This window comes from Delftia sp. UME58 (assembly GCF_014170385.1).
GTDB classification, from domain to species: domain Bacteria; phylum Pseudomonadota; class Gammaproteobacteria; order Burkholderiales; family Burkholderiaceae_C; genus Comamonas; species Comamonas acidovorans.
Genome location: NZ_LZZV01000013.1, coordinates 294,341 through 320,673 on the forward strand (window position 1 = coordinate 294,341; position 26,333 = coordinate 320,673).

Sequence of the window (26,333 nt, forward strand, 5' to 3'; positions counted from 1 at the left end):
GGTTAAAAATCAAGGTGCGAATGATAACGATTTGTATCCACATCTTTTTGTTGGCGTAAAGACAGTTGTTTTTTTGTTCACTCGTTATCTAACTGCTGGACAGGCCAAAGATGCTGTGCACAAGTTTGGTGCGCATCAAGAGGGGCAGCGGAGGCGCTGGAGGAGTCGCTGATGGGGGCGCAGAGGGAGCGCGGGCGCCAAAGGCACCCTGCAATGGCCGCCCCCATGCGCAGGGGGGCGGCCGGGAGAGGGTCAGCGCGGTTCGGCTGCCGTGCCCGCAAGGGCGGTGGAGCGCTCCGCCGACTGGCGCGATGCCTGGCGGCGCACGAACTGGTAGGCGATGGCCAGCAGGGCAAACCAGGCCGGCGTCACCACCAGCGCCTGGCGCGTGTCGGCCTGCAGGGTGAGCAGGCCCAGGATGGCGGCAAAGAACACCAGGCAGGCCCAGCACATGGCCACGCCGCCGGGCATCTTGTAGCGCGAAGCCTCATGCAGGGCCGCGCGCTGGCGCCGGTAGGCGATATAGGACAGCAGGATCAGCGACCACACGAACATGAACAGGATGGCCGATACCGTGGTCACCAGCGTGAAGGCCTCCACCAGATCGGGCACCACCCACATCAGAAACGCGCCGGCCAGCAGGCAGGTGCATGAAAACAGCAGCCCGCGCGAGGGCACGCTGCTGCGCGACAGCCGGTGGAAGGCCTTGGGTGCATCGCCCTTGATCGCCAGGCCGTAGAGCATGCGGCTGGTGGAGAACACACCGCTGTTGGCCGACGAGGCGGCCGAAGTCAGCACCACGAAATTGATCACGCCCGCGGCCGCCGGCAGGCCCGCCAGCACGAACAGCTCCACGAACGGGCTCTTGCCCGGCACCACATCGCGCCAGGGCGTGACGGCCATGATGGCGATCAGGGCCAGCACGTAGAACACGATGATGCGCACGGGAATGGAGTTGATGGCGCGCGGCAGCGTGCGCTCGGGGTCCTTGGCCTCGGCCGCCGTGGTGCCCACCAGCTCGATGCCCACGAAGGCGAACACCGCGATCTGGAAGCCCGCGAAGAAACCCATCATTCCGTTGGGGAACATGCCGCCGTCATTCCAGAGGTTGGACAGGCTGGCCGCACGCCCCGCAGGCGAGACGAAGGCGGCACCCACCATGTACAGCCCCGTGCCCACCAGGGCCACGATGGCCACGATCTTGATCATGGCGAACCAGAACTCGATCTCGCCGAACAGCTTCACCGTCAGCAGGTTCAGGCCCAGCAGCAGGCCCACGCAGGCGATGGCTGGTGCCCACTGCGGCAGGTCCGGGAACCAGAACTGGGAGTAGGCCGATATGGCAATCACATCGGCAATGCCCGTGACGATCCAGCAGAACCAGTAGGTCCAGCCCGTGAAGAAGCCGGCCCAGGGGCCGAGCAGGTCGGACGAGAAGTCGATGAAGGAGCGGTACTGCAGGTTGGACAGCAGCAGCTCGCCCATGGCCCGCATTACGAAGAACAACATCACGCCGATGATGGTGTAGACAAAGATGATGGACGGGCCGGCCAGGCTGATGGTCTTGCCCGAGCCCATGAACAGGCCCGTGCCTATGGCCCCGCCGATGGCGATGAGCTGGATATGGCGGTTGGTGAGATTGCGCTGCAGGTCGTCTTGACCGTGCAGGCCCTGGCCGGCTGGCGGGGCCTTGTGTGTCATCAGAGAACTCCGGGAAGACTGGCAAAGCGATGGCAGAAAGGAGGAATCCGCCTGCCGCGGCCGTGTTTTCAGTCTCTGCATGGAGTCCATGCCTGGAAATGCGGCAGCGCAGCAAAACGGAACGAAGGTCGCGAGGATACCCGAACCTCGCCCCCGCATCGGCCCTGCCGCGTGGCCGCGCTCCGGTGAATGGAGCGGGCTTGATATGGGTGGATCAGCCGCGTTGAGCAGCGATCAGTCGCACTTGGCCGTGCTCAGCCGTGCTCAGGCCGTGCTCAGCCACGCGCCAGGCGCCTGGCATTGGCCACCGCCGTGCGGTGCACGGGGGCCAGGCCCTTGCCCACCACGCCCCACATGGCGTTTTGCCATTGCGAAGCCTGCGATGCCAGGGCACCGCCGTTCCAGGTGGAGGTGCTCCAGGGGGTCCAGCACATGCGCATCCAGGCCTGCATCAGGGCCTGGCTGGCGACCATGGACTGCATGCCCATCGCCGCCCAGGATTGCTGGAAGGCTGTCTGTTTCTCGGACACCATGCGTGTGAATTCACGCCGGTCCCGCGCGGAGGGATTGGCGCCTGCCATGGCCATGCGGGTGAGGCGATGGGCCACGACCTGGGGCGCTGCGACGGCCAGGTCGGTGGCCTGGCGGGCGACCAGGGCGGCCCGGGGATTTTTGCGATTTGCCATGTGCACTCCTGAAGCTGGATCCACTTTATCCAGATGGATGCCGGCCCGCGTAGGCCGATGACGCAATGCAGCAAAAACGGATTTATCGCGGCTGCGCCTGTGGCGCTGATGCGGCTGCGTCCTGCACGGCATGGGGCACCAGGGCGCGCCACCAACGCTCGCCTGCATGGGGGGCGGCCAGGTCCACGCGCTCGCCCATCATGGGGGTGGCCACGGCAATGCCGTGCTCGGCACCCAGGGCCAGCACCCGCTCGAATGGGTCCCACCAGGCATGCATGGCCAAGCTGAAGGTGCCGTTGTGAATGGGCAGCAGCCAGCATCCGCCCAGGTCGCGGTGGGCCTGCACGGTCTGGGCCGGGTGCATGTGCACATACGGCCAGTGCGGGTCGTAGGCGCCGGTTTCCATCAGCGTGAGGTCGAAGGGGCCGAAGCGCCGGCCGATTTCCGCAAAGCCGTCGAAGTAGCCGCCGTCGCCGCTGAAGAAGACACGCAGCGTGTCGGCGCTTGCCAGGTCCTCGATGACCCAGGAAGCCCACAGCGTGCGGTTGCCGTCGCGCAGGCCCCGGCCCGAGAAATGCTGGGCCGGCGTGGCCGTGAAGCGCAGGCCGTCCACCTGCACGTCCTGCCACCAGTCGAACTGGCGCACCTTCTCGGGGGCCACGCCCCAGGCCATGAGCCGGTCGCCCACACCCAGCGTGCACAGGAAGAAGTCGACCCGGGGCGCAAGGGCGCGGATGGTGGCACGGTCCAGATGGTCGTAGTGGTCGTGCGAGAGCACCACCCCGCGCAGCGCGGGCAGTTCATGCAGGGCGATGGGCGGCGCATGAAAGCGCTTGGGGCCGATGAAGGAAAAGGGTGAGGCGCGCTCGGCAAACACCGGGTCGGTGATCCACCAGCCGCCGCGCAGTTTCATCAGCAGCGTGGAGTGGCCCAGGCGGTAAAGGCTGCGCTCGGGCGCGGCGGCCAGGTCGGCCGGGGTGAGCCGTTGCACGGGCAGGGGCGCCGCAGGCTCGGTGTCCTTGGGCTTGTTGAAGAAGAAGTCCCACATCACCTTGGCGTCGGGCTGGGGCGCGTTGGCGGGGCGGGGATGGACGTTGCGAAAGCGCCCGCCCGCCGACTGGGGTGATTGGGCGTAGTCGGCAATCGGGGCGCGGAAGATGCGGGGTGTTTTCACGGTGCTCCGTCGGTGTTCAGGCCGCCGCCATCATGGAACCGGTGGCGCAGCCCTGTCGAGATGGTGGTCTTGGCGGCCCCATTCAAGGCGCCTTGCGTGTCGTCATGTAAACAAAAAAGGAGCTGCCCCTGCAGGCAGCTCCTTGTCGTGATGGCCGCAAGCTGGGCCTCAATGGGCGCCGGCCGCCTCGGCACCACCGGCATGGCCCGCAGGGCGCCGCGTCATCCAGATCAGCACGATCAGCACCAGGAACAGCACGGACGACGCCAGGAAGATGTCGTCCGCCGCCCGCGTATAGGCCTGCTGGTCGATGAGGCGGTTGATCTGGGCCAGCGCCTGCGCCTGGCTCAGACCTGCGGCCTGCAGCCCCTGCAGGGTGACGCCGAACACGCCCTGGCCCTGGACCAGCCCTTCGGTCAGATGGGCGTGGTGCAGCGCGGCGCGGTTTTCCCAGAGCGTGGTGGCGATGGAGGTGCCCATGGCACCCGCCGTGATGCGCACGAAGTTGCTCAGGCCGGCGGCGGCCGGGATACGGTCCGGCGAGATGCCCGACAGCGTGATCGTCGTCAGCGGGATGAAGAAGAACGCCATGGCCCCGCCCTGGATCAGCGTGGGCACCAGGATGTGCATGAAGTCCGTCTCCACCGTGAAGCGCGAGCGCATCCACAGCACCAGGGCGAACACGACGAAGGCGCCCGTGGCCATCTTGCGCGGGTCCCACTGCGTGACCTTGCGGCCCACCAGCGGCGTCAGGATGATGGCGAAGATGCCCACCGGCGCCAGCGCCATGCCGGCCGTGGTGGAGGTGTAGCCCATCCACTGCTGCAGCCACAGCGGCAGCAGCACCACGTTGCCGAAGAACAGGCCGTAGGCAATCGACAGCGCCACCGAGCCTGCCGCGAAATTGCGGCGCATGAACAGGCGCAGGTCCACCACCGGGTGCGCATCCGTCAGCTCCCAGACCAGGAAGACCACGAAGCTCACGATGGCCAGCACGCACAGCGTGATGATCTCGCCCGAGGCGAACCAGTCCAGCTCCTTGCCCTTGTCCAGCATCAGCTGCAGCGCGCCCACCCACAGCACCAGCAGGGCCAGGCCCACGGAGTCGATGGGCAGCTTGCGCGTGGGGGTCTCGCGGCTGCGGTAGATGCTCCAGGTCATCAGGGCCGACAGCAGGCCCACGGGCACGTTGATGTAGAAGATCCAGGGCCAGGAGATGTTGTCCGTGATCCAGCCCCCCAGCAGCGGGCCGACCACGGGCGCCACCAGGGTGGTCATTCCCCACAGCGCCAGGGCCACCCCGGCCTTGGCCGGCGGATAGCTGGACAGCAGCAGCGTCTGCGACAGAGGGATCATGGGTCCGGCGACCAGCCCCTGGAGCACGCGGAACAGCACCAGCATCTCCAGCGACGAGGCAAAGCCGCACAGCCAGGAGGTCAGCACGAACAGCAGCACGCTCATGGTGAACAGGCGCACGGCGCCGAAGCGCTGGGTGAGCCAGCCCGTGAGCGGCACCGAGATGGCGTTGGCCACGCCAAAGCTGGTGATCACCCAGGTGCCCTGGCTGGGGCTGACGCCCACATCGCCCGAGATCGCCGGGATGGCGACGTTGGCAATGGACGAGTCCAGCACGTTCATGAAGGTGGCCAGCGACAGGGCCAGCGTGCCCAGGGCCAGCTGGGCGCCCTTGAGCGGGGCGGGCCGTGCCGGCATGGCAGCCGGTGCCGAGGGTGGCGCGGCAGGCGGCACGGTCGGGCCACCCGGCTGCGCCGGCTCCGGCACGGCGGTGGTAGAGGAAGTCATAGGCAGTCCGCGTAGGTTCTGGGAAGGCGGGGAAGCGATGCCTGCTTACTTGGACTGCGTGGCCTGCGCATCAACCGGCGCGGAGGCCACTGCGGCTGGCGCCTTGCCCTGTGCCCTGTCTTGCGCATCGGCCATGGCAACGGGCGGCAGCTCGGGCAACTGCTTGAGCGGCGCCACGTTCTGGCCTGCCACGATGTGGGCGATGCGCTCCTCCGCCTGCGGCAACGCCATGTCGTAGATGGAGGTCTGGGCCACGGGGGCATTGCGCGTGGCGGTTGCCAGCACTTCACCCTGCTGGTCGCGCACGTCCACCTTGGCCTCCATCGACAGGCCCACGCGCAGCGGGTGCTGGGCCAGGTCTTCCGGCGACAGGGCAATGCGTACGGGCACGCGCTGCACCACCTTGATCCAGTTGCCGGTGGCGTTCTGCGCGGGCAGCAGCGAGAAGGCCGCTCCCGTGCCTGCGCCCATGCCCACCACGGTGCCGTGGTAGCTGATCTTGTCGCCGTACACATCGGCCGTCAGCTCGGTCTTCTGGCCTATGCGCAGCTGGGCCAGCTGGCTTTCCTTGAAGTTGGCATCCACCCAGAGGTTGTGCAGGCCCACCACCGTCATCAGCGGCGCGCCCGAGGCCACGCGCTGGCCCAGTTGCACGCCGCGCTTGGCCACATAGCCTTCCACGGGCGAGACCAGGCGCGTGCGCTGCAGTGCCAGATAGGCCTCGCGCACCTTGGCCGATGCGGCGATCACGCTGGGGTGCTCTTCGGCGCTGCTGCCCTTGGTCTGGGCTTCGGCAGCCGTCAGCTGCGCCTTGGCGGCGCGCACGGCGGCTTCTGCTGCAGAGGCGGCATTGCCTGCCGTGCGGGCCAGGGACTGGGCGTGGTCGAACTCTTCCTTGCCCACGGCGCCCGTGGCCAGCAGCGGGCGGCGGCGGTCCACGTCCTCGCGGGCGCGGGCGGCGTCGGCCTGCAGCCGGGCCAGGTCGGCCTCGCGCTGGGCCACCTGGGCGACCAGGGGCGCATTGTTGGCGTACAGGGTGCGAACCTGGCGCACGGTCTGGGCCAGTTGCGACTCGGCCTGGGACAGGGCGACCAGGGCATCGGCCGAGTCCAGCTGCACCAGCAGCTGGCCGGGCTTGACGTAGTCGGTGTCGTCGGCGCCGATGCTGATCACCGTGCCGCCGATCTGCGGCGTGATCTGCACCACGTTGCCCGCCACATAGGCGTTGTCCGTGGTCTGGTAGTTGCGGGCCACCATCCAGTGCCAGCCGCCCCAGGCGACGGCGGCCACCGCAACGGCGGCGGCGATGAGGGTCAGGCCCTTGCGGCGGCCCTGCGGATTGGCCACGGGCGAGGCTGCGGCCGGTGCGGCGGCAGGGCTGGGTGCTTGCTTGTTGGTGTCGGTCATGGTGTACGGCGCTTTGTTATCTGTGAATGTGGTTGTGCGGCCGGGGCAGGGAGCTGGCGGTCTGTCACGCTGGCTGGCGGCCTGCCCGGTGGAGGGTCAAGAGTGCGGTGGATTCCTGTGCGGGTTGCGATCTCAGTGCTGGCTGACCTGCACGGCGGCCGTGCCATCGGTCCAGCCGCCGCCCAGCGCCTTCATCAGCGACACGCGTGTGTCCAGCGCGCGGGCGCGCAGGTCCACGTCCAGGCGGCGCTGGGTGATCACCTGGGTTTCGGTGTTCAGCACCGTCACCTGGCTGGCCAGGCCCGCCTTGTAGCGCTGCACGGCAAAGTCGTAGGCGCGTTCGGCCTTCTCCAGCGACTCGGCCTGCAGCTGCTGTTGGCGCACCAGCGATTGCACGGAAGTGATGGCGTCGCCCGCTTCCTTGACCGCATCGAGCACCACGCCGTTGTACTGGGCGATGGCGGTGTCCAGGTCGGCCTGCGTGCCGCGCAACTGGGCGCGCAGGCGCTTGCCGTCGAACAGGGGCAGGCGCAGCGCGGGCGTGATGCCCATCTGGCGCGAGCTGCCCTTGAACAGGTTGTCCAGGCCGATGGCATTGAGGCCGATGAAGGCCGTGAGATTGATATCGGGGTAGAAATCCGCCCGCGCGCTCTCTATGCCCTGCGTTGCGGACTCCACGCGCCAGCGCGCGGCCACCACATCGGGGCGGCGGCCCAGCAGATCGGCACCCAACTGGCCGGGCATGGCCTGGATCTGCAGCGCGGCCAGACGGGGCGACAGCTGCAGCTGCGCCTCGGGCGCCTGCCCGCAGAGCACGGCGATGGTGCGGCGCGCCAGCGTGATCTGCTCGTCCAGCATCTCGATCTGGGTGCCGGCATCGGGCAGGCCGGCCTGGGCCTGGGTCAGCTCCACCTGGCTGTCCAGCCCGGCGCGCGTGCGCTGCTGGCTCAGGTCCAGCAGCGACTGGCGCTGGGTCAGCGTGCGGCCAGCCACATCCTTTTGGGCAATCAGGCGAGCCAGCGCCACATAGCTGCGCGCCACCTGGGCGGCGAGCTGGTTGGCGGCGGCGGCGCTGTCGGCCTGGGCGGCACGGGCCTGGCCCAGGGCAGCCTGCAGGTCGGCGGCATGGCGGCCAAAGAAATCCGGTGTCCAGCTCAGGCCGGCCTGCAGGTTGCCGGTGTTGTAGGTATGGCCTGCAATGGGTGCGGGCACCAGGCCGTTGGCGCTGTAGTGCTGGCGCGTGGCATCGACGCCGAGCGTGCCGCGCACATCGGTGGCCGTGCTGGTGGCCGTGGCCAGGGCGGCAGCCTTGTCGAAGCGGGCGCGGCTCATGGCCAGGCTGGGGCTGCCCTGCAGCGCCTGGGCGATCAGCGAGTCCAGCTGGGCATCGCCCAGGGACTTCCACCAATCGGCGGCGGGCAGGCTGGTGTTGGCGCCTGTCTCGGACTGGGCCGTCAGACCCAGGTCGGCGGCGCCCAGCCGGGCCAGCGGCTCATGGGCCGGGCCCTGGGAAGCACAACCGGCCAGGGCCAGCGCGGCGCACAGGGTAGCCGCTGCGGCGGCCACGCGGCGGGGCGCGGCGGACACGGAAACAAAGGATTTGGGCATGGTGGTCTGCCTGTTGGGGGTCAAGAATCAGGAAATAGGAAATCGGAAACCGGGGCGGAAAAGGGGGCTGGCGCTGTCAGCCGACGGGCGTGGCAGGCGCAGGGGCCGGCGGCGCAGCTTCCGGCGCGCGCATCGCATCGCCGTTGGCCAGCAGGCGGCGCAACATGTCCAGCAGCTGGCGCGACTCGTCATGGCTGAAGCCGGCCATATGGGCATTCATCACGCTGGACAGCACCTGCGGCACCTTGGCCGCCATGGCGCGGCCTTCATCGGTCAGCACCAGCTTGACCACGCGCCGGTCCACCGTCGAGCGCTCGCGCCGCAGCATGCCCTTGGATTCGAGCCGGTCCAGCGCCCGCGTGATGGAGGCCGGATCCAGCCCCAGGTCACGCGCCATGCCGGCATTCGTGGCGTCGCTGCACAGCAGCAGCTTGTACAGCGGCAGCCACTGCACATAGGTCAACTCATGCTCGGCCAGTTGCGCATCGGCCTGCTGGAGGATGGAGCTGAGCACCTTGCGCATGAGGAACCCCACGCTCTCGAAGGGCGTGTAGCTGCCTGGGCTGTAGAAGTCCGAGGGCTGCAGGCCGTTGGGCAGGGGTGGCTGGGTCATGGTGTCTGCGGGTGAAATAGTTGACTACGCAATGATTGTCGAGGCAATTATTGCAGAAACATGGGTTGGATGCGTGGCATACAGGTAGCATGGTCAGGACAAGGGTTTTCAAGGTCGCCGGAACTCTTGATTGCTTTGGACGAGCTTGCAAGGAGTGTTCTCCTTGGCGTTGTTGCATAAGTCGGCCGAGACAGTGGTGCCCCCCGGGTTCTTGGTAGGCTTGGGCCATGAGCGGGCCTGCACGGGCGAAGTACCGCACGACGAACGACCGGGGGAGCGGGTGATGGCGCGCGACTTCGACCGGCAGGTCATGGAACTGCAGGTGCGAGCCTCCATCCTCAACAGGTTCACCAGCCTGGGCGCGCCCCGAACCCTGCGCGTGGCTTAATTCCGTCTGGGGCAAGGGGAAGCTCGACCTCAGATCGGGTTATGCAACAGCGCCGTTCAAAACTATCAATGAAGACTTGCTGTTGGTAAGCCAGCCTATATGCCAGTCACACCGACTACTTGAACACGCGACAGCACCTGACCAACCAGCAGGGGCAGGTGGCCTGGCAGTGGTTGATCTCGGGGTTCGGGGATGTGCGTCCCTCCCCGGGCGACCGTGGCTACGGCCGGACGGTGAGCGGCCCCAGCTATGCGCAGGCGGTGAAGTTCGACCTGCGTACGAGCTTTGACCGTTACAACAACTATCGTGCCTTGCCAAAAACGACCAGCACAACCGCTGCCTTCGTTTCGACTTGGGCAATGGTGTTCTCCATGATGCGGATGGCGGTGTCTTCATTGAAGCCTCCAGATCCGCAACCGATGAGGGGAAAGGCTACGGATTTGAAGCCGTGATCGTTGACGAGTTGAAGGGCCGACTGTGTGGACTTCTCAATGGAGAGTTGTGACGCCCTCCAAAGAAGGTTGATACCCGCCACATGGATGATGCCTTTGAAGGGTAGTCTGCCGGCAGATGTCAGGACGGCATCGCCCAGAGGAATGGGGCCGGCCCGCGCAACTTCCAGGAATGGCTGCAGTCCACCCTTGCGCTTGATTGCGCCGGACACGCCTTGGGGGATCAACAGCCACCAGGGAATGATGTTTCTATTCCATGAGTTGACGATGACTTCAACGTCCTGGTCCAGAAGGTCGCCTTTGACTATGCGGATGTTCATGGGGTGAGGGGCTATGCCCGTAGGTGCGGAAATTGCACAGTATCTCGCGCCTCGCGTCACCCCAACGCTCACTTGTCTTGAGCCACCGCATGCCCCTTCTCCAGCCTTGCCACGGCCTCAGGGTAGGCAGGGCTGGCGCGCAGTTGCTGGTAGCGCTCCAGGCCGCGCTGGTATTCGGTGGAGCGGACGTCGATCTCGCGGTCCGAGACATAGGTGAGTCCGGCGCGGTGCCACATTTCCAGGTCGGCCAGCACCTGGGCGCGGCTGAGGTCGGTGGGGGCAGCGGTGGAGGAGGGCGCGGCGTCCTGGGCGAGGGCGGTGCCGGCCAGGCCCAGGCTGAGGGCAGTCAGGGCGATGAAGCGGGAAGTGCGCATGGGGAACCTTTCAGGTGAAGCGAAGTGATGAGGGCTTCATGGTCCCGCCGCCGCCCTGGCCGGCACAGCCGTTTGCGACGCACTGCAGCATGGCGGGAGCCAATGGCTGTCGGCTTTCGTGAAATGCCTGGGGTGCAAGCGCGGCCATCTGCGGAGCGCCGCCAGCCATGGAAATGGGTTGAGCGGCATGTGTGCGGCAGATTGTTCTGGGTTTCTCTCACAGATCGGCATGAACAGCCGTGAAATGGCTGGTGAAGGGATGAATCGGCAGCAAATTCCAGCTGCACAGGCAGACAATCGCCGCTCTCCATGAACTCATCCATCCCACTTTCCCCCGCTGCCGTTTCGGCAGATTCCGTCTCCCGCAGTTCCGAGGCCCTGCGCGGCTTCAGGGACGCGATTCCCGTGATGCTGGGCTTTGTGCCCTTTGCCCTGGTGCTGGGTGCGCAGGCCGTGCAGAAAGGGCTGGCTCCGCTGGAGGTTCCTCTGATGACCGGCATGAACTTCGGCGGCGGCTCGGAGTTCACGGCCATACGGCTGTGGACGTCGCCGCCGCATGTGCTGCTGATCGTCGCAATGTCTTTCCTGGTCAATTGCCGGCACATCCTGATGGGCGCGGCGCTGGCGCCCTATCTGCGCCATCTGCCCAGGCGCCGTGCGCTGCCGGCACTGTTCTTCATGTGCGACGAAAGCTGGGCACTGGCCCTGGCGGACGCGCAGCGCAGTGCCGCCCGGCGTGTGAGCCTGCCTTACTACATGGGCGTGTCGGCAGGCCTGTACATGGCCTGGGTGTCGTGCACGGCGGCCGGTGCGTTTCTGGGACCGCGCATTGGCGACCTGGAGCAGTATGGGTTCGACATGGCGTTCACCGCCGTGTTTCTGGTGCTGCTGCGTGGCATGTGGAAGGGGATTCGGCCCTGCCGCCCCTGGCTGGTGAGCCTTGTGACGGCGGCCCTGGTCTACAAGCTGGTGCCTGGCGCCTGGTATGTGGCGGCCGGCGCCGTTTCGGGCCTGATCTGCGCGGCCTTGCTGGCACCCAGGAGCTGAGCGATGGAAGCCACAACCTTGCTGACGCTGGTGCTCATGGCGTGCAGCACTTATTTCACGCGGGTGATCGGCTACCTGCTGCTGCGCGGGCGCACGCTGAGCCCGCGCATGCAGTACGTGATGGAAAGCCTGCCGGGCTGCGTGCTGATCTCGGTGATTGCCCCGGCGTTTGTGTCCGAGCGTCCTGCGGATCTGCTGGCCCTGGGGGTGACGATGGTGGCGGCGAGCCGGCTGCCCATCCTTCCCACGGTGCTGATCGGCATTGGATCGGCGGCAGCGCTGCGGCATTGGCTGGGGTGACTGCGGGCGGGGCGGGGTATTTTGGGGCCTTCAGTTCGCGCGCCAGTGGTCGATGTACGGGGCATGCAAGTCTCATCCTCCACATCGGCTTCCGCCTCGGGAGCCGCTTCATCGTCCGGCGGCAATGACATCGCTGCGTTGCAGCGCAAGCTCAAGGAACTGCAGCAGGCGCTCAAGGAAGTGTCTTCCGAGAACATCGACGCCAAGGCCAAGCAGACGAAGGCCAAGCTGCTGCAGTCGCAGATCATGATGGTGCAAAGCCAGATCGAGGCGCTGATGCGCGCCAGGCAGCAGGCCCAGATCGACAAGCAGCGAGAGCAGCAGCAGGCGGCCGAAGCCAAGTCGCAGTCCCAGCCGAAGAGCAACAAGGCGCCCGGACCGGGTGGCGTGGTCAACGTCTACGTCTGAATGGAAATGGCGCGTGCTTCACGGGCCATTTTTTTGATGATCTTGATGTAACTTACATGTATTGATTTGCTGCGCTTTGGATGGGTCGGCTTGGCAACGGGGCTGAGGGCAGAGGCTGGGCATCCGCACTGTGGCGGGTGTCTTTACACATCTCCCGGGACTTATTGAGTTTTGTCTCTCAAGTAACCGGCCGCCGCTACCGATAAGGCTACTAATGTGACTGCCTGGATGCGATAGCGATGGCCTATACCGACGGCAGCACTGGGCCAGAGGTTCTGCGATGAAAAAACTCAGCGATGTGCGTATCGGTACCCGGCTTACTGCCGTCTTTCTTGTCCTGCTGGTCTGCCTGATGGCCGTGGGGGGCGTTGGCGCAAGGGCGCTGGGCCATGTGTTCTCGGGCACGGAGACCCTGTATCAGGACCGTGTGGTTCCACTCAAGCAGCTCAAGCAGATTGCGGATGCCTATGCCGTCAACGTCATAGACACGGTCAACAAGGCGAATGCGGGCCTGATCACGGCGCAGGAGGCATCGGCCAGCATCTCGGGCACGCTGCCCGTGATCGAGGCCGCCTGGCGCAGCTACTCGTCCACCCAGCTCACAGCGCAGGAGGCCGTGCTGGCCAAGCAGGCCCAGGCACTGTTCGCGCCTGCCAACCAGAGCATCGACAAACTGCTGCAGCGCCTCAAGCAGCTGGACGGCAAGAAGGCCGGCAGCCTGGATGAGTTCGACGGTGCGCTGTATGCCAGCATCGACCCCATCAGCGCCAAGATCGGCGAGCTGGTCGAGCTGCAGCTCAAGGCGTCCGAGGATGTATTTGCAGACTCCAGGCAGGTCCTTGGGCAGTCGCAGATGCTGATCTACGGCTTTGTGGCGGCCGCTGTCATCCTGGCCGTGGCGCTGGGCTATGCGGTCACGCGCTCCATCACCCTTCCCTTGAAGTCTGCGGTGGAAGTGGCCCGGCACATCGAGCAGGGCGACCTGGCTTCCGAGATCCAGGCCGCAGGGCGTGATGAGGTCGGCGATCTGCTGCGCTCCATGAGCGCCATGCGCGAGTCGCTGGCAAACATCGTTGGCGATGTGCGGCGCGGGGTGGAGTCGGTGACCACGGCGTCCAGCCAGATTGCTGCCGGCAACCAGGATTTGAGCAGCCGCACCGAGCACCAGGCCTCCAGCCTGCAGGAAACGGCGGCGTCCATGGAGCAACTGGCCGGCAACGTGGGCCAGAGTTCCGAGAACGCGCGGCAGGCCAGTGCCCTGGCCGTGCGTGCCAAGGAGGTGGCCGGTGTGGGCGGCGGCGCGGTCGCCAGGGTCATCGGCACCATGGACGAAATCTCTGCCAGCAGCGCAAAGATTGCCGAGATCACGGGCGTGATCGACTCCATCGCCTTCCAGACCAATATCCTGGCGCTCAATGCAGCGGTGGAGGCCGCGCGGGCAGGCGAGCAGGGCAGGGGCTTTGCCGTGGTGGCCGGGGAAGTGCGCTCCCTGGCCCAGCGCAGCGCCGCAGCGGCGCGGGAAATCAAGGCATTGATCACGGCATCCACCGACAAGGTGAGAACAGGCGGCAACCAGGTCCGGGAGGCCGGCAAGGCCATGGATGCCATTGAAGCCCAGGTGCGCGAGGTGGCGTCGCTGATCGAGGCCATCTCTGCCTCCAGCGTGGAGCAAAGCGGCGGCCTGGGGCAGATCAGCCAGGCCGTCTCCCAGATGGACCAGGTCACGCAGCAGAATGCCGCCCTGGTGGAAGAGTCGGCTGCCGCCGCGGCCAGCCTGGAACGGCAGGCGCGGGTGCTGGCACAGGCGGTGGCCACGTTCCAGATCAGCTCGGTGAAGGAGAACGGCATGCCGAGCCCCGGCCTGACATTGGCAGCCGCTTGAAGCAGACCCGGGAAGAGCGTGCGCAGAGCGCTCTTCCTTCCTTTTTGATCAATTCAATGTAACTTACATAAATTGAATTCATTTCAAGAATAGAAAAAACCGCCGTTTCGAGCGGCGGCTGCTTGTCAGGAACAGGGGGGTCAACCCGCGCTGTTGCGGCCTTGCCAGCGCTCGGCAGGCTTGGTGTACATGGCGGCGATCTGCGACTCGAACCGCGCCATCAGGTTGTTCCGCTTGAGCTTCAACGTAGGCGTCATCAGCCCGTTTTCTATGGTCCAGGGCTCCAGCTCCAGATGCACGGCGCGTGGCACGGCATAGCGGGCAAAGCTGGCCACCTGCTTTTCGATGCGGGCCAGTGCCTCGCGTTCGGCGGCGGAGTGGTTCAGGCTCTTGGGGTCTTCGGGATCCAGGCCCAGGCGCCGGGCCATGGCCTGCCATTCGCCGCGTTCGATCACGGCCACGGCGGCGATGAAAGGGCGGTCTTCGCCCACCACAAAGACCTGGGTGAAGAACGGATCGCCAGCAATGGCCAATTCCAGGTCGGCCGGCGGAATCTTCTCGCCGGTGGAGGTGACGATGATTTCCTTGATGCGGCCCTGTATGCGCACGCGCCCGTCCTCGATCACGGCCTGGTCGCCCGTGCGCAGCCAGCCGTCGTCGGTGAAGGTCTTGGCCGTGTCTTCGGGGCGCTCCCAATAGCCGCGCATCACGCAGGGGCCGCGCACCTGCAGCTCCCGGTTCTCGCCAATGCGCACGTCCACGCCGGGCAGGGCGCGGCCCACGGTGGCGGGGTGGTTGTCCTCCAGCGTGTTGGCACAGACCACGGGCGAGGTTTCCGTCATTCCATAGCCCTGGATCAGCGGAAGGCCCAGGCCCAGAAAACAGCGCGCAATCGTGGGTGACAGCGGCGCGCCGCCGCTGACGGCCACGCGCACGCGGCCACCGAACTGGGCCAGCAGCGGCTTGGCCACCAGGTGGTTGAGCACCGGCCAGGGCAGCCATTGCATCCAGCCCGGCACTTCGGGCTGGGGCGCTTGCGCATCGGCAATGCCTTGTGCTTCACAAAAGCGCTGCCAGCCCCTGGCCTGGGCCAGTTCGAACAGTTGGGCCTTGAGCGGTGCACTGGCCAGCGTCTCCATGACCTTGGCGTGCACGCGCTCGTAGATGCGTGGCACGGACACCAGCACCGTGGGGCGCTGGGTCTTGAGATCCTCGGCCAGCTGGGCCACCGAGCGCGCATAGGCCACGCAGGCGCCCACGGCCAGCGCCAGGTAGTAGCCAGCTGTGCGCTCGAAGGTGTGCGACAGCGGCAGGAAGGAGAGGAAAACATCATCGCTGCGCGGCTGCAGCCGTTGCATCACCGCCTGCACGTTGGAGACCACGTTGCGGTGCGTGAGCATCACGCCCTTGGGCTTGCCCGTTGTGCCCGAGGTGTAGACGACGGCGGCCAGGTCCTCGGCAGACGGGGGCGGGGGCAGGGGGACTGCGCCGCCTTCAGCCAGCCATCGGGCCAGTGGCTGCACGGGGATCCGGCTCAGGGCATCCAGGACGGCGGCATCGCCTTCGGTTTCAGGCTCTGCGGCCCGGGAAGCCGGCTTGGCCGACGCCACGACCACCTTGCGCAGCGCAGGCAGGGCCTGGCCCGTGGCGCAGATCTTGTCCCAAGTGGATTGCTGTGCCACGAACAGCATGGACACCTGGGCGTTGGCCAGGATGTAGGCAATGCTGCCCGCGTTGTCTATGGCGTGCAGCGGCACGGGCACATGGCCGCAGCGCAGGCTGGCCAGGTCGATGGACATGGCGTCCAGCCCGTTGGGCAGCAAGATGGCGATGCGCGAGCCTGCCGGCAGCTCCTGCGCGGCCAGCGCCTGCGCCCAGAGGGCCACACGCTCGCCGGCCTGTGCCCAGTTCAGCGTCTTCCAGCTGCGCACATCCTCGTCATAGGCCCGGTAGGCCTCGCCTGCAGGCGTCTGCTGCACGCGCAGGGCCAGCATTTCCACCAGGGTCGAGGCCGTGGCCATGGTGGCATCGGCTGGCAGGCTCATGGCCAGGGAAGGGGCGCGGGCTGGGTCTTGGATGCTCATGCGAGGAGGGTGCAGGCCGAAGTGGATGTAGCCGCTGATGATAGCCGGGGCTTTCCGCAGGCCCTGGCGTCAGCTTCGGATATGAGAGGGTGCGGCGCACGCGTTTATGCTGCACTGCAGCGTTTTCGTGTGTCCACTCTGAAACCAACCAGGAGCCGCATGTCTGCCTACGTCGCCACCGTTGCACACCGGGCCCGATTCCAGACGGGGCGGCCGCCTGCGCGACATGGCCGCGCCAGATGGTGCCGGCTGTGCAGGGGCGCCGAACGGCAGGCTTCAGGACGCCGCAGCCAGGCCGTTCTGGAAATGCTGACGCATGGCCTGGGCCGCTGCAGCGCCATCGCGGCGCAGCAGGGCCTGCATGACGGTCTCGTGCTCGGCCAGCGAATCCTCGATGCGGCCCTGCTTGAACAGCGACTTGTGCCGGTTGAGCTTCATCACCTTGCGCAGATCGGCCACCAGCTGGTTGCGCCAGCGGTTGTCGGCGATCTGCAGCAGCTGCATGTGAAAGCTCTCGTTGAGTTCGAAGAAGCGGTCTGCATCGCGCGTCTGCGCCTTGAGTTCCTCGTGGGTCTGCTGCAGGGCGGCAAGCTCTTCGTCGCTGCCCGAGTCGGCCACCACCTGCACGGCATCGGATTCCAGCAGGCTCAGCAGGTGGTAGACATCGGCAATGTCCTTGGACGACACCTCGGTCACATAGGCGCCGCGGCGCACCTTCATGGTGACCAGGCCCTCGGCGGCCAGCACCTTCAGGGCCTCGCGCAGCGGGGTGCGGCTGATGCCGTATTCCTCGGCAATCTTCAGTTCGTCGATCCAGTCACCGGGTGCCAGCTCATGCTCGAAGATGCGCAGGCGCAGCTTCTCGGCCACCTGTTCGTAGAGCGCACGGGGAGTGAGGGTGTTTGTCGACATGTGGCCCGGATTGTATCGGCAAAGATATTTTGAATGAATAATTATGAATGATGTAAACTGCGGCAGCTCTGGGGCATGCCCTCAAGGGCACCTGTCATTCACGAGCCTGAGAACATGAGACAAGACCATCCGACAGCGCAGAACGGCCAGGAATTCGCAACTGCCGACCTGCAGAAATGGGCCCAGGCGGCCGCCAAGGCCGCTCCCGGGGGCGACATCCAGGCACTGCACTGGACCACGCCCGACGGCATCGACGTCAAGCCGCTGTACACGGCTGCAGACACGGCCAACCTGCCCCATACGGATAGCCTGCCAGGCTTCGAGCCCTACATCCGCGGCCCGCAGGCCACCATGTACGCGGGCCGGCCCTGGACCATTCGCCAGTACGCGGGCTTTTCAACGGCCGAGGAGTCCAACGCCTTCTACCGCAAGGCGCTGGCCGCCGGCGGGCAGGGCGTGTCGGTGGCCTTCGACCTGGCCACGCACCGGGGCTACGACAGCGACCATCCGCGCGTCACGGGCGACGTGGGCAAGGCCGGCGTGGCCATCGATTCGGTCGAGGACATGAAGGTGCTGTTCGACCAGATCCCGCTGGACAAGATCAGCGTGTCCATGACCATGAACGGCGCCGTGCTGCCCGTGCTGGCCGGCTACGTGGTGGCGGCCGAGGAGCAGGGCGTGGCCCAGGACCAGCTGTCGGGGACCATACAGAACGACATCCTCAAGGAGTTCATGGTCCGCAACACCTATATCTACCCGCCCCAGCCGTCGATGCGCATCATCGGCGACATCATCGAGTACACGAGCAAGAACATGCCCAAGTTCAACTCGATCTCGATCTCGGGCTACCACATGCAGGAGGCGGGCGCCAACCAGGCGCTGGAGCTGGCCTTCACGCTGGCCGACGGCAAGGAGTACGTCAAGACCGCCACGGCCAAGGGCATGGATGTGGACGATTTCGCAGGTCGGCTGTCCTTCTTCTGGGCCATCGGCATGAATTTCTACCTGGAGATCGCCAAGATGCGCGCGGCCCGCCTGCTGTGGTGCCGCATCATGAAGGGCTTCGGCGCCAAGAAGGCCAAGAGCCTGATGCTGCGCACGCACTGCCAGACTTCGGGCTGGTCGCTGACCGAGCAGGACCCCTACAACAACGTGGTGCGCACCACCATCGAGGCCATGGCCGCGGTGTTCGGCGGCACGCAGAGCCTGCACACCAACAGTTTCGACGAAGCCATTGCGCTGCCCACCGAGTTCTCGGCCCGCATTGCGCGCAATACGCAGCTGATCATCCAGGAAGAGACCCACATCACCAATGTGATCGACCCCTGGGCCGGCAGCTACATGATGGAAAAGCTGACCCAGGACATGGCCGACGCCGCCTGGAAGATCATCGAGGAGGTCGAGGCCATGGGCGGCATGACGGCCGCCGTGGATTCGGGCTGGGCCAAGCTCAAGATCGAGGCCGCCGCCGCCGAGAAGCAGGCGCGCATCGACTCGGGCAAGGACGTCATCGTCGGCGTCAACAAGTACAAGCTGGCCAAGGAAGACGCCATCGACATCCTCGAGGTGGACAACGTCAAGGTGCGCGACAGCCAGATCGCACGCCTGAACCAGATCAAGGCCAGCCGCGATGCGGCCAAGGTCGAGGCCGCCCTGCAGGCGCTGACCCAGGCCGCCGAAAGCGGCGAGGGCAACCTGCTGGACCTGGCCATCCAGGCCGTGCGCCTGCGCGCCACGGTGGGCGAGGTCTCGGATGCACTGGAGAAGGTTTTCGGGCGCCACCGCGCCGATACGCAGAAGGTGACCGGCGTGTATGCAGCAGCCTACGACTCGGCCGAGGGCTGGGAAAAGCTCAAGGGCGAGATCGATGCATCGTCCGAGCAACTGGGCCGCCGCCCGCGCGTGATGATCGCCAAGTTGGGCCAGGACGGCCATGACCGCGGCGCCAAGGTGGTGGCCACGGCCTTTGCCGACCTGGGCTTCGACGTGGACATGGGACCGCTGTTCCAGACGCCCGAGGAATGCGCGCGCCAGGCCATCGAGAACGACGTGCACGCCGTGGGCGTGTCCACGCTGGCAGCCGGCCACAAGACCCTGGTGCCGGCCATCATCGAGGAGCTGCGCCGCCAGGGCGCGGACGACATCATCGTCTTCGTGGGCGGCGTGATTCCCGCGCAGGACTACGACTTCCTCTACAACGCCGGTGTCAAGGGCGTCTATGGCCCGGGCACCCCCATACCTGCCAGCGCCAAGGATGTGCTCGAACAGATCCGCCAGGCCAACAGCCTCTGAGCCCGCCGCAGTGACTCCCGAGCAAATGCAAGACGGCATCCTGAACGGCAACCCCGCCGTTCAGCGCCGGGCCATGGCCAAGGCCATCACCCTGCTGGAATCCACGCGCGCCGACCACCGTGCGGCGGCCGATGTGCTGCTCACGGCCCTGCTGCCGCATACGGGCGGGTCTTTCCGCCTGGGCATCAGCGGCGTGCCGGGCGTGGGCAAGAGCACCTTCATCGAAACGCTGGGCCTGTTCCTCATCGCACGCGGCCTGCGGGTGGCGGTGCTGGCCATCGACCCCTCGTCCACCGTGTCGGGCGGCTCCATCCTTGGCGACAAGACGCGCATGGAGCAGTTGTCCGTCCACCTGGACGCCTACATCCGCCCCAGCCCCAGCAGCGGCACCCTGGGCGGCGTGGCCGAGAAAACCCGCGAGGCCATGCTGGTCTGCGAGGCGGCTGGCTACGATGTGGTCATCGTCGAGACCGTGGGTGTGGGCCAGAGCGAGATCGCCGTTCAGGGCATGTGCGACATGTTCTGCCTGCTGCAACTGCCCAATGCGGGCGATGACCTGCAGGCCATCAAGAAGGGCGTGATGGAGCTGGCCGACCTGGTCGTCATCAACAAGGCCGACATCGATCCCCATGCCGCCACGCGCGCGCAGGCGCAGATCACCTCCAGCCTGCGCCTGCTGGGCATGCACGGCAACCCCGAGCATGCCCACCACGACGAACGCCTGTGGCAGCCCCAGGTCATCACCATCAGCGCGCTCAAGAAAGAGGGCGTTGACGGCTTCTGGAGCGCGGTGGAGGAATTCCGCCGCCTGCAGCAGGCCAACGGCCGCCTGGCGCTGCGCCGTGAACGCCAGGCACTGTCCTGGATGTGGGAGCGCATCGACTCCGGCCTCAAGCAGGCCTTCCGGCAGCATCCGCAGGTGCGGGCGCTGCTGCCCCAGCTGCAGGCCGACGTGGCAGCAGGGCGGATCGCGGCCAGCACGGCCGCCAGAACTCTGCTGCAGGCGCAGGCCGGGCCCGCGATGGCACCCGCTCCTGCACCGGCTGCAGCCCCCGCCGCAGCGCCGCAGTGACCGCAGACAAGACAACACCAGCAACCCGTATCGTTAGACGTTAGAGGAATCGCAGCATGCAAGACATCCTGGATCAACTGGAGACAAAGCGCGAACAGGCCCGCCTGGGGGGCGGCCAAAAGCGCATAGACGCACAGCACAAGAAGGGCAAGCTCACGGCGCGCGAGCGCATCGAGCTGCTGCTGGACGACGGCACCTTCGAGGAATGGGACATGTTCGTCGAGCACCGCTGCACCGACTTCGGCATGGAAGACAGCAAGATCCCCGGCGACGGCGTGGTCACCGGCTACGGCATGATCAACGGCCGCCTGGTCTTCGTCTTCAGCCAGGACTTCACCGTCTTCGGCGGCGCGCTGTCCGAGACCCATGCCGAGAAGATCTGCAAGATCATGGACCAGGCCATGAAGGTCGGCGCGCCCGTGATCGGCCTCAACGACTCGGGCGGCGCCCGCATCCAGGAGGGCGTGGCCTCCCTGGGCGGCTATGCCGACGTGTTCCAGAAGAACGTGCTGGCCAGCGGCGTGGTGCCGCAGATCTCCATGATCATGGGCCCCTGCGCGGGCGGTGCCGTGTACTCGCCGGCCATGACGGACTTCATCTTCATGGTCAAGGACAGCAGCTACATGTTCGTCACCGGCCCCGAAGTGGTGAAGACCGTGACGCACGAGGAAGTCACGGCCGAGGAGTTGGGCGGCGCCATCACCCACACCACGCGCAGCGGCGTGGCCGACATGGCCTTCGACAACGATGTGGAGGCGCTGATGATGCTGCGCCGCCTGTACAACTACCTGCCGCTGAACAACCGCGAGAAGGCGCCGGTGCGCTACACCTCGGACCCCGTGGACCGTGCCGACAGGTCGCTGGACACCCTGGTGCCCGACAACGCCAACAAGCCCTACGACATGAAGGAGCTGATCCTCAAGACCGTGGACGATGGCGACTTCTTCGAGCTGCAGCCCGACTACGCCAGGAACATCGTCACCGGCTTCGCGCGCATGGACGGGCAGACCGTGGGCATCGTCGCCAACCAGCCCCTGGTGCTGGCCGGCTGCCTGGACATCAAGAGTTCCATCAAGGCCGCGCGCTTCGTGCGTTTCTGCGATGCCTTCAACATCCCCGTGGTCACCTTCGTGGATGTGCCCGGCTTCATGCCCGGCACCAGCCAGGAGTACGGCGGCATCATCAAGCACGGCGCCAAGCTGCTGTATGCCTATGCCGAGGCCACGGTGCCGAAAATCACCGTCATCACGCGCAAGGCCTACGGCGGCGCCTATGACGTGATGGCCTCCAAGCACCTGCGCGGCGACGTCAACCTGGCCTGGCCCCATGCCGAGATCGCCGTGATGGGCGCCAAGGGCGCCGTGGAGATCATCTTCCGCGAGGACAAGAACGACCCCTCCAAGCTGGCCGCGCGCGAGGCCGAGTACAAGGCCCGTTTCGCCAACCCCTTCGTGGCAGGCGCGCGCGGTTTCATCGACGATGTGATCCAGCCGCATGAGACGCGCAAGCGCATCTGCCGCTCGCTGCAGATGCTCAAGAACAAGCAGCTGGAAAATCCGTGGCGCAAGCATGGAAACATTCCCTTGTGAAGCACCCCCTGAGCGGCTACGCCGCTTCCCCCTCTCTAACTCGCTTCGCGAGGTAGGGGGACGACACCCTCGGTGCGGGGCGGCGCGGCCGGCCTAGTCCCTTCCTCGGTGTCCCTCGCTTTGGTCGCGCCGGTTACTGACAGTGCTGGCGAAGCGCAAAACAGGGACAGCGAAGCTGACTACAGCTCCGGTTCCCATGATTTAGTTCCAAGAATGGGCTAAGAAGATGTTCAAGAAGATCCTGATTGCCAACCGCGGCGAGATTGCCTGCCGCGTTATCGCCACCGCCCGCAAGATGGGCATACAGACCGTGGCGGTGTACTCCGATGCGGACCGCGAGGCACGCCACGTCAAGCTGGCCGACGAGGCCGTGCACATAGGCGCCGCGCCCAGCCGCGAGTCCTACCTGCAGGCCGACCGCATCATTGCCGCCTGCAAGCAGACCGGCGCCCAGGCCGTGCACCCGGGCTACGGATTCCTGTCCGAGAACGAGGCCTTCGCCCGGCGCGTGGAGGAAGAGGGCATCACCTTCATCGGCCCCAAGCACGCGGCCATTGCGGCCATGGGCGACAAGATCGCCTCCAAGAAGCTGGCCGACAAGGCCGGCGTGAGCACCATCCCCGGCTACAACGACCCCATTGCCGGCCCCGAGGCCGCCGTGGAAATCGCCAAGGGCATCGGCTACCCCGTGATGATCAAGGCCAGCGCCGGCGGCGGCGGCAAGGGCCTGCGCGTGGCCTACAACGACAAGGAAGCCTTCGAGGGCTTTGCCAGCTGCCAGAACGAGGCACGCAACAGCTTCGGCGACGACCGCATCTTCATCGAGAAGTTCGTGCAGGAGCCGCGCCACATCGAGATCCAGGTGCTGGGCGACGGCCACGGCAACGTGATCTACCTGAACGAGCGCGAATGCTCCATCCAGCGCCGGCACCAGAAGGTGATCGAAGAGGCGCCGTCCCCCTTCATCAGCGACGCCACGCGCCGCGCCATGGGCGAGCAGGCCGTGGCCCTGGCCAAGGCCGTGGGCTACCAGAGCGCGGGCACGGTGGAATTCGTGGTCGGCAAGGACCAGGATTTCTACTTCCTGGAAATGAACACCCGCCTGCAGGTGGAGCACCCGGTGACCGAGTGCATCACAGGCCTGGACCTGGTAGAGCAGATGATCCGCGTGGCCGCTGGCGAGAAGCTGGCCATCGCGCAGGAAGACGTCAAGCGCAATGGCTGGGCCATCGAGTGCCGCATCAATGCCGAGGACCCGTTCCGCAACTTCCTGCCCTCCACGGGCCGCCTGGTACGCTTTGCGCCGCCCGAGCAGTCCATGTGGCAGGCCGACACCGGCCACCTGCATGGCGTGCGCGTGGACACGGGCGTCTACGAAGGCGGCGAGATCCCCATGTTCTACGACTCGATGATCGCCAAGCTCATCGTGCACGGCAGCGACCGCAACGACGCCATCGCCAAGATGCGCGAGGCGCTCAATGCCTTCGTGATCCGGGGCATCAGCTCCAACATCCCGTTCCAGGCCGCGCTGCTGGCCCATCCCAAGTTCAAGAGCGGCGACTTCAACACCGGCTTCATCGCCGAGCACTACTCCCACGGCTTCCACGCCGAGGACGTGCCCCACGGCGATCCGGACTTCCTGGTCGCCCTGGCCGGCCACATGAACCGCCGCTACCGCGCACGCGCCGCCACCATCAGCGGCCAGATGCGGGGGCACGAGCTCAAGGTTTCGGCCGACTACTGCGTGGTCGTGCTGGGCGCCGAAGGCCAGCACCAATACCGCGCCGTGCAGGTCTCGGACTTCGATGCCGAAAGCCGCGCCAGTACCGTCACGGTGGATGGCAAGCCCTACACCTTCCGCAGCGAGACCCCCATGCGTGCCATGTGCGTGCAGGGCAGCTGCAACGGCAAGCCTTTCACGGCCCAGGTCGAGCGCGGCACGGCCCGAAACCCGCTGGCCCTGCGCGTCATCCACAACGGCACGCAGATCGAGGCCCTGGTGCTCTCGCCGCGCGGCGGCGAACTGCACCGCCTCATGCCCTACAAGGCGCCGCCGGACCTGTCCAGGTTCCTGCTGTCGCCCATGCCGGGGCTGCTGGTGGACGTGGCCGTGCAACCGGGCCAGAAGGTGCAGGCGGGCGAGAAGCTGGCAGTGATCGAGGCCATGAAGATGGAGAACATCCTGTTCGCCTCGCAGGACGGCGTGGTCGGCAAGATCAGCGCCAGCAAGGGCGATTCGCTGGCCGTGGACGATGTGATCCTGGAATTCGAGTGATTCCTCTGCGTGACCTCTTTCCCGGCGCCGGGATCAATGCCCCTGGCGCAGCCAGTTTTCGATCCTGAGCCCGGGAATGCGCTCGAAATGCCGCACATTGTCTGTGACCAGGATCGCGTCCAGGGCCAGCGCATGTGCGGCGATCATTTCGTCGAAGTCTCCAATCGGCGAGTCCTGGGCACGCAGATAAGCACGCAACTGACCATGCTGGTTGGCCGCCCTGGCGTCCCAGGGCAGGATGGCGGTGATGTGCACAGGAACGCCTCCGCGAGCCGTGCCAGCCGTACCGCCTCGGGCCGCCGGGCAATTCCATAGCGCAGCTCGGAACAGGTCACTGCACCTACGCACCACTGCCCTGGTGCGAGGGCTTGCAAGCGCGCATCAAACAAGGGATTGCCCCGGATGGCTTCGCTGGCGGCATTGGTGTCCAGCATGTACAGCATCATTCCTCCCAACCTTGGAAGGGATCGCGTTGCTCGCTGCCCTGTTGGCGCACGGGGAGGGCCGACTCGGCCGCATGCCCCAGCTGGTGGCGCAGCCGCATGAATTCACTCCAGTCCGCGCGAGGAATGGTCGAAAGAACGACGTCTCCGGTGTTTTCATCGCGGCGGATATACACCTCGGCTCGATCTTCGAAGCGAAACTCGGCAGGCAGCTTTACGGCTTGAACGCCATCGGTGGCGAAAAGTTGGGCGGTAACGGGTGGCATGGCGCGCTCCTCATGGTGCTGGCGGAAAGATCCATCTTCCTATATTGACCGGATATGGATCTGTCTGTTCAGATCCGGCCTCGAACCCGACGGCGCTGGCGCACGGACTGCCCATACCTTGACCCAGCGCTGCTGCGTTGTTGGCGCCACAGGCAAACTGCCTTGCGCAATAAATTTTTGCTAAATCCGAGGCGCTCGCTTTAGAATTTGTAAAAATATGTGTCACTCTCCAGGACCGGCATGAACCTCAATTCCAAGGCAGCTCAAAGAGAGATCGACGAGCGCACCAACCTCACCAGCAACAACAAGTTCGAGCTGCTGTTGTTCCGGCTGGGCAGCGACTCCGGCCTGGGCCAGTCCGAGCTGTTCGGGATCAATGTGTTCAAGGTCCGCGAAATCGTGGCCATGCCGCACATCACGCCCATCGCGGGGGGCACGGCCCATTCGCTGGGTGTGGCGAACCTGCGCGGGCAGGTGATCCCGGTGCTGAATCTTCCCGCCATCATGGGCTGCAAGCCCCAGACCGGCCTGAACATCATGCTGGTCACCGAATATGCGCGCACCACCCAGGCATTCGCGGTGGAGGCCGTCGAGGACATCGTGCGCCTGGACTGGAAGCAGGTGCTGTCGGCCGAGGCCAGCGGCACCGGCGGCAAGCTGGTCACCAGCATCGCCCGCCTGGATGGCGACACCGACAACTCGCGCCTGGCCCAGGTGCTGGATGTGGAGGCCATCCTGCAATTGGTGTCTCCCACCGACGCCCAGGAAATCACGCCGGAAAAAGTGGGCGCCAGGCTCAAGCTCAAGCCCGGCGCCATCGTGCTGGCCGCCGATGATTCCTTCGTGGCGCGCTCGCTGATCGAGAAGGAGCTCAAGGTCCTGCAGGCACCGTATGAAATGCTCAAGTCCGGCAAGGAGGCCTGGGACCGCCTCAACGCCATCGCCGACAGCGCCCAGGCAGAGGGACTGACGGCGGCCGACAAGGTCGCCCTGGTGCTGACCGACCTGGAGATGCCCGAGATGGACGGCTTCACGCTCACCCGCCACATCAAGCAGGACGCGCGCTTCCATTCCATTCCCGTGCTCATCCATTCCTCGCTGTCCGGGTCGGCCAACGAAGACCATGTGCGCAGCGTCGGCGCGGACGGCTACGTGGCCAAGTTCGCGGCAGAGGATCTGGCCGAGACCCTGCGCCGCCTGCTGCCGGGCTGATGGCCGCGCAGGAGGGCTCCCAAAG

The 26,333-nt window shown here is 66.1% G+C and carries 22 protein-coding genes and 2 pseudogenes; 10 read left to right on the forward strand and 14 right to left on the reverse strand.

Features of this window, described 5'->3' with window-relative positions:
* Window positions 1-252: 252 nt before the first annotated feature.
* From cycA to A9976_RS04850, 7 genes are all read right to left on the reverse strand, one after another.
* Window positions 253-1,701 carry a D-serine/D-alanine/glycine transporter gene (gene cycA / locus A9976_RS04820; protein ID WP_183018040.1) on the reverse strand — a complete coding sequence of 483 codons (1,449 nt, stop codon included), beginning with the start codon at window positions 1,699-1,701 and terminating at the stop codon, window positions 253-255.
* Window positions 1,702-1,976: 275 nt separating this feature from the next.
* A complete protein-coding gene (locus A9976_RS04825) occupies window positions 1,977-2,387 on the reverse strand; it encodes a polyhydroxyalkanoate granule-associated phasin (RefSeq protein WP_183018041.1) in 411 nt (136 codons plus the stop codon).
* Window positions 2,388-2,469: 82 nt separating this feature from the next.
* Window positions 2,470-3,561, reverse strand: coding sequence for an MBL fold metallo-hydrolase (locus tag A9976_RS04830; RefSeq protein WP_183018042.1), 1,092 nt, complete (start codon window positions 3,559-3,561; stop codon window positions 2,470-2,472).
* Window positions 3,562-3,729: 168 nt separating this feature from the next.
* Window positions 3,730-5,364, reverse strand: coding sequence for a DHA2 family efflux MFS transporter permease subunit (locus A9976_RS04835; protein ID WP_269670919.1), 1,635 nt, complete (start codon window positions 5,362-5,364; stop codon window positions 3,730-3,732).
* Between the two features lie 45 nt (window positions 5,365-5,409).
* On the reverse strand, window positions 5,410-6,771 hold the full coding sequence (locus tag A9976_RS04840; RefSeq protein ID WP_013802447.1) for an efflux RND transporter periplasmic adaptor subunit: 1,362 nt from the start codon (window positions 6,769-6,771) through the stop codon (window positions 5,410-5,412).
* Between the two features lie 132 nt (window positions 6,772-6,903).
* Window positions 6,904-8,379, reverse strand: coding sequence for an efflux transporter outer membrane subunit (locus A9976_RS04845; protein ID WP_183018043.1), 1,476 nt, complete (start codon window positions 8,377-8,379; stop codon window positions 6,904-6,906).
* A 76-nt stretch (window positions 8,380-8,455) separates the two neighbouring features.
* The gene (locus A9976_RS04850; protein ID WP_043791990.1) at window positions 8,456-8,992 is read right to left on the reverse strand and encodes a MarR family winged helix-turn-helix transcriptional regulator; all 537 of its coding nucleotides are present in this window, start codon (window positions 8,990-8,992) and stop codon (window positions 8,456-8,458) included.
* 271 nt (window positions 8,993-9,263) lie between these two features.
* Between A9976_RS04850 and A9976_RS04855 the strand changes: the two are divergent.
* Window positions 9,264-9,380, forward strand: a pseudogene (locus A9976_RS04855) (IS5/IS1182 family transposase); the annotation flags it as partial.
* Window positions 9,381-9,681: 301 nt separating this feature from the next.
* On the opposite strand, the gene A9976_RS04860 reads toward A9976_RS04855, so the two are convergent.
* Both A9976_RS04860 and A9976_RS04865 read right to left on the reverse strand, forming a co-directional pair.
* On the reverse strand, window positions 9,682-10,152 hold the full coding sequence (locus A9976_RS04860; RefSeq protein ID WP_183018044.1) for a macro domain-containing protein: 471 nt from the start codon (window positions 10,150-10,152) through the stop codon (window positions 9,682-9,684).
* A 68-nt stretch (window positions 10,153-10,220) separates the two neighbouring features.
* Window positions 10,221-10,526, reverse strand: coding sequence for a DUF4148 domain-containing protein (locus tag A9976_RS04865; protein ID WP_183018045.1), 306 nt, complete (start codon window positions 10,524-10,526; stop codon window positions 10,221-10,223).
* 309 nt (window positions 10,527-10,835) lie between these two features.
* On the opposite strand from A9976_RS04865, the gene A9976_RS04870 reads away from it, so the two are divergent.
* The 4 genes from A9976_RS04870 to A9976_RS04885 all read left to right on the forward strand — a co-directional run bounded on the left by A9976_RS04870 (window position 10,836) and on the right by A9976_RS04885 (window position 14,163).
* Window positions 10,836-11,573 carry an AzlC family ABC transporter permease gene (locus tag A9976_RS04870; RefSeq protein WP_183018046.1) on the forward strand — a complete coding sequence of 246 codons (738 nt, stop codon included), beginning with the start codon at window positions 10,836-10,838 and terminating at the stop codon, window positions 11,571-11,573.
* Between the two features lie 3 nt (window positions 11,574-11,576).
* Window positions 11,577-11,873: an AzlD family protein gene (locus A9976_RS04875; protein WP_183018047.1), complete on the forward strand. Its 297-nt coding sequence runs from the start codon at window positions 11,577-11,579 to the stop codon at window positions 11,871-11,873.
* Between the two features lie 63 nt (window positions 11,874-11,936).
* Window positions 11,937-12,281, forward strand: coding sequence for a FlxA-like family protein (locus A9976_RS04880; RefSeq protein WP_183018048.1), 345 nt, complete (start codon window positions 11,937-11,939; stop codon window positions 12,279-12,281).
* Between the two features lie 280 nt (window positions 12,282-12,561).
* On the forward strand, window positions 12,562-14,163 hold the full coding sequence (locus A9976_RS04885; RefSeq protein ID WP_183018049.1) for a methyl-accepting chemotaxis protein: 1,602 nt from the start codon (window positions 12,562-12,564) through the stop codon (window positions 14,161-14,163).
* Between the two features lie 140 nt (window positions 14,164-14,303).
* Here A9976_RS04885 and A9976_RS04890 read toward each other — a convergent pair whose 3' ends face one another.
* Both A9976_RS04890 and A9976_RS04895 read right to left on the reverse strand, forming a co-directional pair.
* The gene (locus tag A9976_RS04890; protein ID WP_183018050.1) at window positions 14,304-16,247 is read right to left on the reverse strand and encodes a long-chain fatty acid--CoA ligase; all 1,944 of its coding nucleotides are present in this window, start codon (window positions 16,245-16,247) and stop codon (window positions 14,304-14,306) included.
* A 276-nt stretch (window positions 16,248-16,523) separates the two neighbouring features.
* Window positions 16,524-17,159, reverse strand: coding sequence for a GntR family transcriptional regulator (locus tag A9976_RS04895; protein WP_183018051.1), 636 nt, complete (start codon window positions 17,157-17,159; stop codon window positions 16,524-16,526).
* Window positions 17,160-17,273: 114 nt separating this feature from the next.
* Between A9976_RS04895 and scpA the strand changes: the two genes are divergently transcribed.
* From scpA to accC, 4 genes are all read left to right on the forward strand, one after another.
* Window positions 17,274-19,451 (forward strand): methylmalonyl-CoA mutase, encoded by a 2,178-nt coding sequence (gene scpA / locus A9976_RS04900; RefSeq protein WP_065345836.1) that lies wholly within the window; start codon window positions 17,274-17,276, stop codon window positions 19,449-19,451.
* A gap of 25 nt (window positions 19,452-19,476) precedes the next feature.
* Window positions 19,477-20,523: a methylmalonyl Co-A mutase-associated GTPase MeaB gene (meaB, locus tag A9976_RS04905; RefSeq protein WP_220808503.1), complete on the forward strand. Its 1,047-nt coding sequence runs from the start codon at window positions 19,477-19,479 to the stop codon at window positions 20,521-20,523.
* A gap of 56 nt (window positions 20,524-20,579) precedes the next feature.
* Window positions 20,580-22,112, forward strand: a complete 1,533-nt coding sequence (locus A9976_RS04910; RefSeq protein ID WP_183018053.1) for an acyl-CoA carboxylase subunit beta — start codon at window positions 20,580-20,582, stop codon at window positions 22,110-22,112.
* A 226-nt stretch (window positions 22,113-22,338) separates the two neighbouring features.
* Complete coding sequence (gene accC / locus A9976_RS04915; protein WP_183018054.1) at window positions 22,339-24,387, forward strand: acetyl-CoA carboxylase biotin carboxylase subunit; 2,049 nt, start codon at window positions 22,339-22,341, stop codon at window positions 24,385-24,387.
* Window positions 24,388-24,420: 33 nt separating this feature from the next.
* On the opposite strand, the gene A9976_RS31700 is transcribed toward accC, so the two are convergent.
* The 3 genes and pseudogenes from A9976_RS31700 to A9976_RS04925 form a co-directional block, all read right to left on the reverse strand.
* Entirely contained in the window at window positions 24,421-24,642 is a 222-nt protein-coding gene (locus A9976_RS31700) for a type II toxin-antitoxin system VapC family toxin (protein WP_310889368.1), read from the reverse strand.
* 68 nt (window positions 24,643-24,710) lie between these two features.
* Window positions 24,711-24,833: pseudogene (locus A9976_RS31705) on the reverse strand (type II toxin-antitoxin system VapC family toxin); the annotation flags it as partial.
* A complete protein-coding gene (locus A9976_RS04925) occupies window positions 24,830-25,096 on the reverse strand; it encodes an antitoxin (protein WP_183018055.1) in 267 nt (88 codons plus the stop codon). The pseudogene A9976_RS31705 and the gene A9976_RS04925, both read right to left, overlap by 4 nt.
* A 240-nt stretch (window positions 25,097-25,336) precedes the next feature.
* On the opposite strand from A9976_RS04925, the gene A9976_RS04930 reads away from it, so the two are divergent.
* Entirely contained in the window at window positions 25,337-26,308 is a 972-nt protein-coding gene (locus A9976_RS04930) for a chemotaxis protein (RefSeq protein WP_183018056.1), read from the forward strand.
* Window positions 26,309-26,333 lie beyond the last annotated feature (25 nt).